The organism is Streptomyces sp. NPDC001770, assembly GCF_053596135.1.
In genome coordinates, this window is sequence record NZ_JBSFFN010000022.1 from 50,744 (window position 1) to 64,141 (window position 13,398).

The 13,398-nt window shown below is 71.4% G+C and carries 7 protein-coding genes; 2 read left to right on the plus strand and 5 right to left on the minus strand.

Going from position 1 to position 13,398, the window contains the following annotated elements; all coding sequences use genetic code 11:
* Positions 1-287: 287 nt before the first annotated feature.
* Both ACWCSV_RS20490 and ACWCSV_RS20495 read right to left on the minus strand, forming a co-directional pair.
* Positions 288-683 (minus strand): hypothetical protein, encoded by a 396-nt coding sequence (locus ACWCSV_RS20490; RefSeq protein ID WP_451144149.1) that lies wholly within the window; start codon positions 681-683, stop codon positions 288-290.
* Between the two features lie 462 nt (positions 684-1,145).
* Positions 1,146-1,526: a nitroreductase family deazaflavin-dependent oxidoreductase gene (locus tag ACWCSV_RS20495; protein WP_451144151.1), complete on the minus strand. Its 381-nt coding sequence runs from the start codon at positions 1,524-1,526 to the stop codon at positions 1,146-1,148.
* Between the two features lie 189 nt (positions 1,527-1,715).
* On the opposite strand from ACWCSV_RS20495, the gene thpR reads away from it, so the two are divergent.
* Both thpR and ACWCSV_RS20505 read left to right on the plus strand, forming a co-directional pair.
* On the plus strand, positions 1,716-2,327 hold the full coding sequence (thpR, locus tag ACWCSV_RS20500) for an RNA 2',3'-cyclic phosphodiesterase (RefSeq protein ID WP_451144153.1): 612 nt from the start codon (positions 1,716-1,718) through the stop codon (positions 2,325-2,327).
* Between the two features lie 359 nt (positions 2,328-2,686).
* A complete protein-coding gene (locus ACWCSV_RS20505) occupies positions 2,687-4,711 on the plus strand; it encodes an FHA domain-containing protein (RefSeq protein WP_451144155.1) in 2,025 nt (674 codons plus the stop codon).
* Between the two features lie 71 nt (positions 4,712-4,782).
* Here ACWCSV_RS20505 and ACWCSV_RS20510 read toward each other — a convergent pair whose 3' ends face one another.
* The 3 genes from ACWCSV_RS20510 to ACWCSV_RS20520 all read right to left on the minus strand — a co-directional run bounded on the left by ACWCSV_RS20510 (position 4,783) and on the right by ACWCSV_RS20520 (position 13,199).
* Positions 4,783-5,628, minus strand: coding sequence for a prephenate dehydratase (locus ACWCSV_RS20510; RefSeq protein WP_451144157.1), 846 nt, complete (start codon positions 5,626-5,628; stop codon positions 4,783-4,785).
* A 441-nt stretch (positions 5,629-6,069) separates the two neighbouring features.
* Positions 6,070-6,477, minus strand: coding sequence for a hypothetical protein (locus ACWCSV_RS20515; protein ID WP_451144159.1), 408 nt, complete (start codon positions 6,475-6,477; stop codon positions 6,070-6,072).
* 116 nt (positions 6,478-6,593) lie between these two features.
* Positions 6,594-13,199 carry an RHS repeat-associated core domain-containing protein gene (locus tag ACWCSV_RS20520; protein ID WP_451144161.1) on the minus strand — a complete coding sequence of 2,202 codons (6,606 nt, stop codon included), beginning with the start codon at positions 13,197-13,199 and terminating at the stop codon, positions 6,594-6,596.
* Positions 13,200-13,398 lie beyond the last annotated feature (199 nt).

Here is a 13,398-nt window from a genome sequence, read left to right on the forward strand (position 1 = left end):
CCAGCCGACCGACGACGCCGGGGAGGATCTCGGGAGTTTCGGCCGGCACGCCGTCCTCCCCCGCTTCCCGGGCAGTCCGCGGATGGCACCGCGCCCGTTGCTGCCGGCCTCCGGCAATGAAGTGAGCATAGTAACTCAGGGTGATCGATGGGGGTGGGTGTCCAGGCCCTGGCCCGGATCGACCGGAACAGTCTTCCTTCCGGCCGGCGGCGGGCGGCAGGGGCGCGGCGGACGACGCCGGCCGCCGGGATGCTGTCGCACATCCGGCGGCCGGCGGATCGGGCGGGTTACTTCAGCGCGTGCGCGGCGGCCTGGGCAAGGGTGCTCGCCGCTTCGGAACGCTCCGCCTTGGTCGACTTCTTGTCCGCCAGCACCTTGGCGGCCCCGGTGAGGACCTTCTTGCCGGGCCTGCGCGACGACTTGGCCGGAGTCTGGGCCAGGGCACTGCCAGCGGCGCTCTTCTCGGACTTCGTCCGCTTCTTGGCGCCCACGGTCTTGCCCGCGGCGGAGGCCGGTCCGGGTTTGGTCGCCTTCGCTCCTGCCGCGCCCGCCTTGCCGGAGGTCTGCGACAGCGCGCTGGCGGCGGCCGTCCTGCCGCTCTTCGACTTGCCGCCCTTGGCCGCCCGGCCTGCCGCGGAGGCCGCCTTGGGGTGCGTGGTACCGGATGCCTTCGTCTTCGCCATGGGGCTCTCCATGCTCGTCCGTCGGTTTCTGTCCTTCCCGTCGGCTACCCGAACTTCCCCGCATGGAACGGCCGAAGGCGGAACTCCCCGGTCGCGGTCGGGCACCGCCCTCCCGTCGGCGGCCCCGGCAGTCCCGGCGTCCGTACGTACGACTGTCCATCCGTACGACCGTCCGTACGACCGTCCGTCCGTCCGTCCGTACGACCGTCCACGGCGGTTCGCCCCGAAGACGCACCGCGGTGCGCCCGTCCGCATCCTGTACGGTCGCTCGCGGTTCTCCTGGCGAAGGGGGCAACTCTCCGCTGGTCCTCTCCTCCGGGCGAGAGCCGGTCGGCTCCCGGGGCCCTGCTGCCCGGGGCGCGCTCTCGGGGGCCGGACACGTGGCCCGCTCCACGCGTCCGCCCCTCCCGGGCAGCTTGCCGACGCTGACACGGTCCTGCCGCCCGCCACGGGGCCGGTGGTTCAGACGCGGGTCGCGTCGAATGCGAGGAAGTCGTCGATGTCGAGCTTGCGCATGACGAAGCCGACCGACGGGGCCAGGTCGGCTCGGGCCTCCGGGCCGCGCCTGCGGGGCCGGCTGATCGTGTAGCGGTGCCCGCCCCGGCTGATCACTCCTCCCTGTGCGGCAAGGATGTTCAGTGCCCAGTCCGCGTTCGGCGTGTAGGCGAGACCGACGATGAACCCCGTACCGCTCCGGAACGCCTGAACCGGCGTGTCGAAGGGGGTGCCGCTGCGGCGGCCGCGGTGGTGCAGGACGGCGAGCGGCGGGACCCGGCGCGCGAGCGGCCTCAGGACGGGGTTGAAGTACTTCGGGAACCTGGAGAACCGGGTGAGGACGGGCATGTTCTTCCTTCCCTCCCGTGTGGGGAGCACCGACACCCCCGCGCGTCCCGGGCAGGATCAGCGGCACACCGCGCCCGCTTCCACGCTATCGCCGACGCGTCCCGCGCGCTCCGCCGACCGGCGTGCCCCGTACGGCCGGCGCTGCCCCCGGCCGCCGCTCCCGCGACCGGATGCGGTACGAAGTCAGGTGTGAACGAAGAGACCCGACCCGCGACCGTTCGCGTGTTCATCGCCCTCGCCCCGCCCGACCACGCCAAGGAGGAGCTCGCCCGGGAGCTGCGCCCCGCCTACGGCACGTACCCGCGGATGCGGTGGAACCGGGTCGAGGACTGGCACATCACCCTGGCGTTTCTCGGCGAGCTCCCGGCGGAGACGGTTCCGGGGCTGCGCCCGCTCCTCGCGGGCCTCGCGGCGGTCCACCGGGCGCCCCGGCTGGCGCTGCGGGGCAGCGGGAGCTTCGACGACCGGGTGCTGTGGAGCGGGATCGGCGGGGACCTCGACGAGCTGCACGGGCTCGCCGCCGCTGTGCGGACCGCCGTCCGGGAGCACGGTGTCGACTTCGTGGAGCGGACCTTCCGGCCCCATCTGACCCTGGCCCGGGCCCGTCGGGGCGATCTGACCTCTGCGGCTGAGATCGCGGCGGGGCTCGCCGGGTTCAGCGGCGGCGCGTGGCCTGCGGCCCGTCTGCATCTGGTCGGCAGCAACGCGGGCCGCAGCAGCGGGCCGATCCACTACCGCGACATCGAGGCGTGGCCCCTGGGCGGCCGGCGGGCGACGGCGCCGGACACGGGGACCGTCTGACGCACACCTCCGACGCACACCTCCGACGCACACCTCCGACGCACGCCCCGGCCCCGGCGCCCCCGTGCGCCGGGGTCACCTTCGCCACTTCGAAAGCGGCGCCCGGGCCGGTCCCGTAGACTTCGAACGCTCGCCGGTGGGCTGGTCAAAGCCACCTGTGACAAGGATTGTTGATGATGCGTCAGGAGTGGGGAACGGGACGGGCGAGGCCGTTGTGAACGGTGTGGACGGCGGCCACGGCGTGCGGGACACGCCGGACCACCGGGCCCGTCAGTACGGGGGAACGGGACCGCTCGCGGGCCGGATCGGCGGCGCGGGACGGCCCGTTGGAGATGCGCGTCGTTCACAAGGAGTGTGCAATGCCATCAGTCATCGTGGGCCGGACGGGCCCCTTCGCCGGTCAGAGCGTGGTCCTGGGCACCGCTCCCCTGACGTTCGGGCGCAAGGGTGACAACGGGGTCGTGATCGTCAGCCCCAGCGCCTCCCGTCTGCACGCCGAGATCGTCAAGGAGGACGGCGCCTACGTCCTCCACGACCGCGACAGCAGGAACGGCACGTTCGTCAACGACCAGCGCGTCACCCGTCACGTGCTGCGCCCGAACGACTGCGTGCGCATCGGTGACGAAACCTTCCTCTTCGAGGCGCAGGACGTCATGGAGACGGTCATCGACCTCTCCCAGCTGCATCTCCCCCGGCTGAACGCGGCGGCGAACCCCGGCACTCTGCGGGTCACGGTCACCGGCGGCGGTCCGGTGGGGCTCGCCTTCGCGCTGGCCCTGGAGGAGGCGCTGAGCGGGCGGGTGGCGATCACCGTCTACGACGGGCGGTGGACCCGCAAGGGTTCCGAGGTCGTCTGGAAGGACGAGTCCCAGGGCAACATCCGCCGCCAGCAGGTCGTCACGGTCCAGAGCCGGCAGTACCTCGCACTCTCCGAGGAGGTACGCGCGGCACTGTTCGGCGACGACAGCGCGTACTCGGAGATGTGGCCGGTGGGACCGGACTCCGTCGACGGCCGCCCGCCCCGCAACATCAGGATCGCCTACATCGAGGACCGGCTCCTCGCCCTGGCGAACACGCGGCCGGCGATCCAGCTCGTCCCGCACCGCTTCGACCCGGTGGAGCGGCGGAGCCGGCTCGCCCAGGAGCATGTCCTGGTGATCGGGGAAGGCGGGCGCTCCCGCACCCGCGACCACTTCGCGGACCGTTTCGGAACGGCCGACTCGTCCATCTACTCCCTCGACGGCGAGCACCTCCAGGACGTGGTGCTGGGGCTGCGGGTCAAGTCGCGCCTGTCGGACCCGATGAGTGTGCTGCTGACCGTGTCGCAGAACCGATTCCTGCTCAACTCGCTGAGAGGCGAGGGTTTCCTGAACATGCGGCTCACCCGCGAGGAGGCCAAGGGCGTGATCGGGATCGACCCGGTCCGCCAGGTCTTCGAGCAGTGCATCGCGGCGCGCCCCTGCCTGATGAGCCGCGAGGAGGACAACGAGTTCCGCTGCTCGACGCACGGAACGCTCTTCCTGCCCGCCCTGCTGCGCAGTTCGCCCCTGTGGAAGGAGATCCGGCAGGGCCTGAACCTGTTCGGCGTGGCCGAGGACGATCTCTCCGCGATCACGTCCTTCCGGCTGGACATGGTGCAGCGCCCCCGGTTCACGGCGCAGCTCAGCCGCCCGACCGCGACGACCCCGGGCACGTACGGCTTCCTGCTGGGCGACGCCGCCAACGCCATCCACTTCTGGCCCGGCCGCGGCCTCAACAGCGGCCTCGCGTCGGCCACTTCCCTCGCCCGGACGCTCAGCCGCGCCTGGCGGGGAAGGCCGTTGCGCGACGCGGACTTCATCCGGCACGAGGCGGCGATGTCCATGCTCCAGTACCGGCACAAGAGCCGGGCCTGGAACGCCATGGTGACCACCGACGAGCAGGGGGTCACCCGCGCCATCAAGGACATCATCGCCCGCAGCGCGGAAGCCGGGAGGGAAGCAGGAGGGGGTACCGGGCCGGACACCGGACGGGAGGCGGACAAGGCGTCGGGGAGGAACGATCTCGACGAGCTGCTGGACCGCATGGCGGCGATCCGCGACCGTCTCGCCCCCCGGCTGCCCGGCATGCCCACCATGGAGCAGCTCCGCTCCCATCTGGCCTCGGTCGCCCCGGCCACCCTGCGCACCCTCCAGGAGAGCGGGGCCTGGGACACCCTGATCGTCGGTGGCGAGGAGGCCGACATCGACCTCTTCTACCAGTCGGACTCGCCGGTCTACGTTCCCCGGCCCGACGGTCCGCAGCCGGCGGGCGCGTATCAGGCGGGTCCGCCTCCGGCCGGCCCCCTTCCCGCCGTTGCCCGCGCCGCCGATCCCCGGGGTCTGCCGTCGGCCGGCGTCCAGTAGCGGGCGCCGCCCACGCGCGCGCCGCCGGTGCCCGTACACACGGGCGCCGGCGGGGCGGGGCGGCGCCCGGGTCAGGCGGTGCGTCCGCGCAGCCGGTGCCCGTGCGAGGGATAGACCCCGAGGACCCGCACCTCGGACGAGAAGAACCGCAGTTCGTGCAGGGCGAGCGCGACGTGCGGCTCGTCCGGGTGGCCCTCGATCTCCACGTAGAAGCGGCTGGGGCTGAGTCCGGCGCTCATCTGGTAGCTCTCGATCTTGGTGAGGTTCACGCCGCTGGTGGCGAATCCGCCGAGCGCCTTGAAGAGCGCGCTGGGAATGTTGCGTACACAGAAGAAGAGGCTGGTCATCGTGGTGCCGTCCGGGTCCGGCCAGGAACCGGAGTCACGGGAGAGCACCACGAAGCGGGTGGTGTTCTCGGGGTCGTCCTCGACCTCCGGGCGCAGCACGTCCAGCCCGTACAGCTTTGCCGCGGCGGGCGGGGCGAGGGCGGCGTGCCGGGGGTCGCCCAGTTCCGCGACCTCGCGGGCCGAGCCGGCGGTGTCATCGCTGACGTGGGTGCGCCAGCCGCCCTCGCGCAGAAGCTTCCGGCACTGGCCGAGCGCGTGCACGTGGCTGCGTACGCACTCCACCTGATCGAGCGAGGCGCCCGGGACACCCATCAGGTCGAAGCGGATCGCGAGGAAGTACTCCGCGACGATGAACAGGCCCGACTCGGGCAGCAGGTGGTGCACGTCGGCGACGCGTCCCGCGGCGGAGTTGTCCACCGGGATCACCGCGACGTCGGCGTTGCCGAGCGTCACCGCGTCCAGGGCCTGCTCGAAGCCCGTGCAGGGCAGTTCACCGCAGCCCGGGAACAACGCGTGGGCGGCGGTCGCCGAGTTGGAGCCCGGTTCCCCCTGATATGCGACGATCGTCACCTTGTTTTGCCTTCCACCGTGGAGCCTTCTGTCGCGGGTGGCGGAGTTCCCTCCGCGTGACCGCATGCAAGCAGTATCAAAGGACGGGACCGGTCCGCGCACACGGGGTGCGGTGAGCCGGACCGGGGCCGCGTGGAGTGGCACGGCGCCCGGAGAGGCCCGGCAGCCGCCGCGTGCCCGGCACGGGAGGCCATGATCAGGATCCGTGCGGCGTTCCCCATCCCGCTCACGCACGATTCACGGGTACGGATCAATGGGGGACACATGAACATGTGGGGCGCGGCCGGAAGAAGCATCGGGGCCCTGGCGGCCCTCGTGCTGACCGGTTCGCTACCGCTCCGGCCGCGACGGACGCGGAGCCGAAGAACTTCCAGGTCATGTCCTGGAACATGTGCGGCTCCCAGCGGGCCAGTTGGCACTGCGAGGGAACGGGCCGGGCCCTCAGACTCCGGGCCCTCGCGCGCCCTCCGCCTTGCGCGCCCGGCGCGCCGCGAGGACTCCGGGCTCGGCCCGCATGTGCGGCGGTACGGCGAACTTCGGGACGTTGAAGAGGATCACGCCCACCTCGCAGAGCGCAGCCGCCAGAATGATCAGTACGTCCATGCCGGCGACCCACAGGGAGACCGGGCCGTCGGCCCCTGTAAGCAGCAGCAGTACCACCACGCCCCACAACGTGACCACGGTGATGCCGACGGACCGCACCATCCCTCTGCGCGCGTCAGGACCGAACGGCAGAGAGGTGAACGCCCCCTCGAAGAAGCCGACCAGGTCCGGGTCGCGCCGGAGCTGAACGGTTTTCCAGGTCATGAAGGCGTTCGCCACCACGAGGAAACCGAGAACGATCACCATCAGGAGCATCGTGCGTCATCCCTTCGTCGGCTCCGTGGTGTCCCACGGGCGTGGGGCGGGTCCCGGACGCGCCGTACGTCCGGAGCCCGCCCCCTGTCAGCTGTCCGGCCGACCGGTCAGAACCAGCTCTTCACGCCCTTCCACCCCTTCGAGAGGGCGTTGTTGACCGGCCCCGAGGCGAGGATGCCGGTCACCGCTCCGGCACCGGCGCCGATCGCCCCGCCGACGACGGTGCCCACGCCGGGCGCGATGGCGGTGCCGATGGCCGCGCCCAGGGTCGCGCCGACCTTGGTGGTGCCCATGACGATCGCCGTGTCGACGGCCGTCTCCGTCGCGGTCAGCCCGACGTCACCGCCGGTGGACTGGTAGTTGGAGTACGCCGTGAAGGCGATGCCGCCCACCAGCAGCCCCTTGCTCGCCATCTGCATCGGCTTGCCGGCCCCGATGGCACCGAGGCGCGCGATGCCCGGTTTGTTCTTCACCGCCTTCAGGACGCGGTCGGACCGCACGTTGGAGCGCATGTCCTTCTTGGCCTTGGTGATGATGTCGTCGGCCGCGCCGAATCCCTCCTGGGCGTACGCCCCTGAGGTCATCAGGCCGTTGCCGGCGTTGCAGAGGTAGTTCCAGTCCGTCTCGATGCCGCAGTTGGCCGAGAAGGAGAGGAGCGGCACCGGGTCGGGTCCCATCAGCAGCGGGGGCTGGGAGGGAGGTCCGTAGACCGGACCGGGGCACGCCGGGCGCGGGGGCATGCCGCAGCCGTTCGGGTAGGAGACGTAGCTGCCGTTCCCGACGCCGACGCCGCCGCCCCCTCCGCCGGTGCTGCCGCTGCCGCCGCCGCCACCGCCGGAGCTCTTCTTGTGACCGCCGCCCTGGTACTCGGGGCACTTCGGGTTGGTCAGGCTCGGGCAGTAGCCGCCGCCACCGCCACCGGTGGACACCGGAACGCCGCCCACGCACTTGATCGTGCCCTCACGGCACTCGGGGACGATCTCGCCGGTGGGGTCGGAGAAGGTGACGGGGTTGTTGTTGGCGTAGGAGTAGCCGTTCAGGGACTGACCCTGGTCGGTGGTGAACTGGGGGTCGGCGCTGAGGAACTGGCCGATGGACGGGTCGTACTCCCGGGAATCGGTGTGGGTCAGACCGGTGTTCGTGTCGTTGGTCTTGCCCAGGAATCCCTTGTCGTCGGGCCAGGCCGAGCCGGTGTCGGTACCGCGTTCGTCGCCGAACGGGGTCAGCCGGCGCTTGCTGACCGCCTGGGCGCCGTCCGCCGAGACGGCGACGGTCTGGGTGCCCTGGTGGTCCCCCGCGAGGTAGGTCAGCTTGTTGGTGCCCGATTCGTTGCTGCGGACCGCGATGCTCAGACTGCCGGAGGAGTACGTGCGCTGCGCCCAGGTGGTGCCGTCGGCACGCAGGTGCAGTTCGGTGTTGCCCGTGTAGAGGATCCGCTCGCCGTTCTCCGCGGTCTTGATCAGGAGCGATCCGTCGGCGTCGTAGACGTAGTCGGTGTCCTTGCCGTCCTCGGTGAGCTGGGAGAGCCGGCCCTCGGACGTCCACTTCAGGTCCTGCTGCGCGGTGGGCCCGGGACGGCTCGTGGTGTTGCCGGAGGCGTCGTAGGCGTAGGTCTTCGCGGGGTCGTCGCAGTCGGCGGTGGTGCTGGTGCCCGAGAGGAGGTGCGGGCGGCCCTCCTCGTAGCAGTAGGTGGTCCGGGTGTCGCCCTTGGCGGTGTGCTGCGTCTCGGAGGTGCGCTGGCCCGCCTCGTCGTAGGTGTAGCCGGTCCAGTAGGGCGCGGGGCCGGAGAGGCTGCCCGCGTCCGGTGCGTCGGCGCACTTCTGCGACGCCGGGGTCCAGGCCTCCTTGAGGCGGCGCTGCCCGTCGTAGGTGAAGCACTGGGTCTCGGCCGCGGAGGTGCCGCCGAGGGTGGTCGGGTCGGCGATCGCCGTGACGTTGCCGGCGTCGTCGAAGGTGTAGTTCAGGTCCGACAGCATGTAACCGTGGGTCTGGTCGGTGACGTAGCTGCGGGTGAGGCGGTTGGTGCCCTCCTCGTAGGAGTTGGAGACGAAGACCTTCTTGAACGCCTCGGTGTTCGCCCCGCCCAGCGTGTACCGCTCGGCGAGACCGAGGCTGGAGTAGTCGGCGTCGAGGAGGTAGCCGGTGCTGCCGGTGATCGAGGTGACCTGTCCGAGCGGGGTGTAGCCGTACTCGATCTTCTCGGACGGCAGGCCGCCGAGGGCCGGTTCGTCGTTGCTCTCCAGGGTGCCGTCGAGGCCGTAGGAGCTGGAGAACGCGATGGTGGCGGGAGCGCCGGCGGTGACCAGGGGGTCACCGGAGGGCAGGGTGAGTGCGGTGCCGGTGGGGCGGTCGAGCGTGTCGTACGCGGTGACCGTCTTGGTGTACGCCTGGCCGGACTTTCCGCCGACGTAGCGGGTGGTCGCGCCGGCCAGGCCCTTGAGCACGGTGTCGTAGGTCTGGGCGGTCGCCAGGTGGGCGTCGTCCTTGACCCCGTCCCAGGTCGCCGTGGTCCGGCCGAGCTCGTCGTACTCCGTCAGGACGGACCGGCCGCGCGAGTCGGTGGTCCTGACGACCTGGTCGACGTCGTCGTACTCCATCGTCGTCTTCCCCTTGTCGGGGTCGGTGACGCTGGTCTGCCGTCCGAGGAGGTCGAAGCCGTAGGTCCAGACGGCTCCGTCCGCGGCGGTGACGACGGACTCCTTGTCGTCCAGCGTGTGCTGGAAGGAGGTGGTGCTGTAGGCGGCGCCCAGACCGCCTCCGAAGTCCGCGTCGGCCGGGCTGGTGCCCGCGTACTCGCGGCTCTCGGTCTCCCGGCCCCGCGCGTCGGTGAGGGTACGGGTCGCGCTGCCGCCGTCCTGGGCGCTGACCGCCGTCGAGTCACCGGTGTAGCCGGTGGTGGTGGTCCACTTGGGGACGCCGTAGACGACGAGCGAGCTGGAGACGGGGCGCTCGGCGCCGTCGTAGACGGTCTCCGTCTGTGTGGGGGCCTCGCCGAACTCGGCGCGTGTGTACGTGGTGTCCGGCCCGGAGGTGCTGTCGAAGATCCCCTCGAACTGCTCGTAGGCGAGGCCGCGGGAGTCGTAGCGGGTGTCGGAGAGGATCCGGCCGCCCTTGGGGCTCGGCGCCTGGACCTGGAGGGTGCGCAGCAGCGAGTCGTACAGGGTGTAGGTGGTGTTGTAGGTCTCGCCGTCGGCCTTGAGCGTGGCGGACGACATCGCGGACTGCTTGGTGGCGCTGAGGTCGTAGGTGAACTTCTGGGTGGGGCTGTATCCGGCCGCGTGGCTGCGGTTGGGCCGCCACACCTCCGTCAGCCGGCCGAGGGCGTCGTAGGCGAGCTCGGTCTTCTTCTGGTTGGCGTCGTAGGTGCGCAGGTCGAGGCCGCGGCGCGGGTCGATGAAGCTGGTCGCCGTGAACCCCTTCGGGTCGGTGACGACCTTCTTCGTCAGCGGTCCGGCCGAGACCGGGGTGTAGGCGGTGGTCGTGGTCCGTCCGGCGCCGTCGGTCGCCGAGGTGGCGCGGCCGAGGGTGTCGTAGCCGGTGCCGGCGGTCTTCTGCCAGCTGGGGACGGTGGCGGTGTAGCCCTTGGCGCGGCCGGTCCAGGTCTTGAGGCCCTTCGTCGGCTTCATCGACGTCGACCAGGTGGAGTTGTCGTAGGCGGTGGCGGTGTCCGAGAGGACGTCGCCGCGCCCGGTGGCGTCGGAGGGCAGGTCCAGCGCGGTGTCGGCGACGGTGCACGGCTTGCCCACCACGCGCTCTCGCGAGACGAGGTCGGTCAGGCCGGCGGCCGCGTCCCGCGCGTACCAGGTGCGGGTGCAGGTCTCGTCGCCGGACTTGGCGTCGTCGCCGCGGTCCTCGGCCTGCTCGATCATGCCGTAGTCGTCGTAGCTTTTGGTGAGGGTGCGCGAGCGCCAGGTCTTCGGCACCGTCAGGTAGGTGAAGGTGGTCTCCTTCGTGGGCCGTACGAAGCGGGAGACCTGGTCGCCCGCGCCGGGCACGGTCTGCCGGCCGGTCTCGGCCGACCAGGGCTCGCTGGACGTGGCGCTGACGGGGGTGGAACCGTCGTAGGTGACCTCCTCGCGCAGGTGTCCGGCGTACTGGTCGCTGTCCTTGAGCGTGGCGAGGCCGAGGTCGGGGGTGCTGAGGGGGGCGACGCCCACCGAGCGGGTGCCGTTCTTCAGCTTGTCGCCGTCCATGCCCTGCATGTAGAGCGAGACCTTCTTCGAACGGGTGGTGTCCGAGGCGCCCTTGTACTCGGTGACCTGCTGGTAGCCGCGCCAGTCCGACCAGGTCCGCTCGTCCTCGGGGACGAAGGGGTCGTCGGCGTAGTTCCAGGCGGCGCCGCTGTAGCTGTACTCGTTCTCGACGACGTCGTTCTGCCCCGCGGGGTCGGCGACGGTGACGGCGAGCACCCGGTACTTCTGGAACCAGTCCACGGACGCGTCCTCGGCGCCGTTGATGTGCCAGTAGAGCGGGTAGCAGGAGCGGGTGTTGGTGTCCTCGGCGGCGCCCATCACGTCGGAGCGCTTGCACTCCGGGGACGAGAGCGTGACGGTGGTGACCGCTCCGGTCTCCGAGGTGACGGTCGAGATGCGCGGACGGGTGAGCGGCAGGATGTCGTCGGTGCCGTCGACCCGGTTGGGGCGCATGTCGTAGGTGAAGGAGACCGGGTCCGTCTCGATGGCGGTGCCGGTCTTTCCGGTCCGCCGCAGGGACTTCAGGGTGAGGACCTGGTCCGAGGTGTCACCGATGTCGCCGCCGTCCAGGTACTCCTGGGTGAAGGACCAGGAGTCCACCGCGTCGTAGCTGCTGGTGGTGGCGTTCCAGGAGGAGGTGGCGATCGAGGTCAGCCGCTTCCGGGAGAAGAACGACGGGCCGACGGCCAGGCAGTCGTCGTCGCCGCTGGAGCAGAGCGAGTCGAAGGGAACGTCCGGCCACTTGCTCGCGGTGTCCTTGGTCAGCGAGTCGCAGTCGGAGGCGGTGCACCGCTCCGCGTAGCCGAAGGAGACCTTGGCGTCGGCGTCGTCGGTGAACAACGCGCCCTTGCGCAGCCCGTACTTGATGTCCGTCAGGTAACCGCCCCGGATGTAGGCGGCGTTGGCCTTCTCGGACTTGTTCTTCCGGTAGTGGTTCTCCTCCTTGGCGTACCAGTAGGTGGCCGCGTTGCCTGAGGTGTCCTCGACGTAGTCGAGGTTCCAGCGCCACGCCTGGGTGAGGGCGCGGTCGGCGAACTCGGAGCCGGCGGAGTAGCCGGGCTCACCTTCGTCGTCGCCGAACACCGGCACGGTCCACGTGGAGTTGGTGCGCTGGCTGGTCGCGCCGTCGAGCTTGTCGAGGCCGAAGACGTACTTGGTGCCGTCCCCGGTGGTCACGGTCCAGTACTCGCCGTCGTCGTCGCCGTTGTCGGCACCGGTGGAGCGGGTCACCGTGGAGGCGTCGTCGTTCTCCAGACGCCAGGCGCCGGTGGTCTTGTCCTTGACGAGCAGCGAGGAGGAACCGTTGAGGACCAGGCGCGCGTTGTCGTACTTCCAGCACTGGTCGTGGACGCCGTCGTGGCCGTCGTCGTCGCATCCCGCGTAGGTGCGCTCGATGTAGGACTCGCTCATCGCGAATCCCTCACCGACCGAGGTGCCCTGGTTGTTGGAGAGGGCGGTGTGGCCGTCGACGCTCCCGGAGCTGTAGGCGAGGGAGAGCGGCGGGGTCGGCCCGGCCGCCGCGGGCGGCATGGTGAAGTCGTAGTTCCAGTCGAACGAGCCGGAACTGCCGCCCGCCTCCCAGGTGGAGGAGTTCGAGAGGTCGGTGGCCGAGTAGTCGCCGCTGCCGTTCGGCGACTGCCCGGTGCCGCTGTCCGCTGCGGTGAGGGCGAACACGGCCGCGCCGTACGTGGTGATGCCGGCGGTCGTGGCCCGCGCGGTAGCCGTGGCCGCGGTCGTCGTGGCGGCCTGCTTCGCCACGGCCGTCGTGGCCTTCGCCGTCCCCGCGGCCTTCGCCCCGGCAGGGACGGAGATCGTGGCGGTGACCTGCTGCGCGGAGACGTCGTTGGTCGACTTCAGCCCGGTCTGCTCACGACAGGCCGCCTTGCCCGGGGTCGTCAGCGCACAGGCGGGAAGCTGTACGAGGTGCAGGCGCTGCGCCCAGCCGCCGCCGATCGCCCCGGCCAGGTCGCCGTAGCCGATGCTGACTTCGGCGCCTCCGGACGTCGTCGCGTCGGCGGTCAGCAGCACACCGGTGATGCCCGCCGCGTCGGCGGCGGAGGGGTCGAGCACGGTGAACCGGGTCTCGGCGCCCGCGGGCACCTTCTTGGCCCCGCCGGCCTGCCGTACGGTGAGGGGGAGGCCGCCGGGCGACGCCGACGCGGCCTTCCCGGCGCGGACCTCGACGGTCGCCGAGCCCTTCGTGGGCCAGGCGGCATCCTGCTCCGCGCGGGCGCGGGCGGCCTGTTCGGCGTTGGCCTTCCTGTCGCGGGCGACCCGGTCCCGGGCCTCCTTCGCGCCCAGGCCCTTCACCTCGTGGACCTTGCTGACGCGGGTGGCCGGCAGCTCGGGCCGGCCGAGGCCGCCGTCGGCCGCGAAGGCGGACGGGGCGGCCAGTCCCGCGGGTACGGCGATGGCCAGCGAGACCACGGCGACGAGTGAACGGCTGCCGTGGCGCCGCACGCCCTCGCGCACGCTCCTCGCGACGCGGTTGGTTCCTGCTCTGACTTGGGGCCAGGACATGCCTGTCCTTTCGTGCGTACGGATGGGGGGTCCGGCCCCGTCGGGCCGGCCCGTGACGGCGGGAGCGCCGTGAGTGATGTGCGATGGGCATGCCAATAGCCACTCGGGGCGGGTGCCCGGAGCTCGTCCGCGCCGCCCCGCGCGGACCCACGCGTACGGGGTGCGGCGCCGCCGGAGCCGCGCCGCACCCCTCTGGGGG

What these genes read in the sequence shown, in the direction of transcription:
- ACWCSV_RS20490 (WP_451144149.1), bottom strand. Translation starts at nt 683, where the DNA reads ATGGCGAAGACGAAGGCATCCGGTACCACGCACCCCAAGGCGGCCTCC.
- ACWCSV_RS20495 (WP_451144151.1), bottom strand. Translation starts at nt 1,526, where the DNA reads ATGCCCGTCCTCACCCGGTTCTCCAGGTTCCCGAAGTACTTCAACCCC.
- ACWCSV_RS20505 (WP_451144155.1), top strand. Translation starts at nt 2,687, where the DNA reads ATGCCATCAGTCATCGTGGGCCGGACGGGCCCCTTCGCCGGTCAGAGC.
- ACWCSV_RS20515 (WP_451144159.1), bottom strand. Translation starts at nt 6,477, where the DNA reads ATGGTGATCGTTCTCGGTTTCCTCGTGGTGGCGAACGCCTTCATGACC.
- ACWCSV_RS20520 (WP_451144161.1), bottom strand. Translation starts at nt 13,199, where the DNA reads ATGTCCTGGCCCCAAGTCAGAGCAGGAACCAACCGCGTCGCGAGGAGC.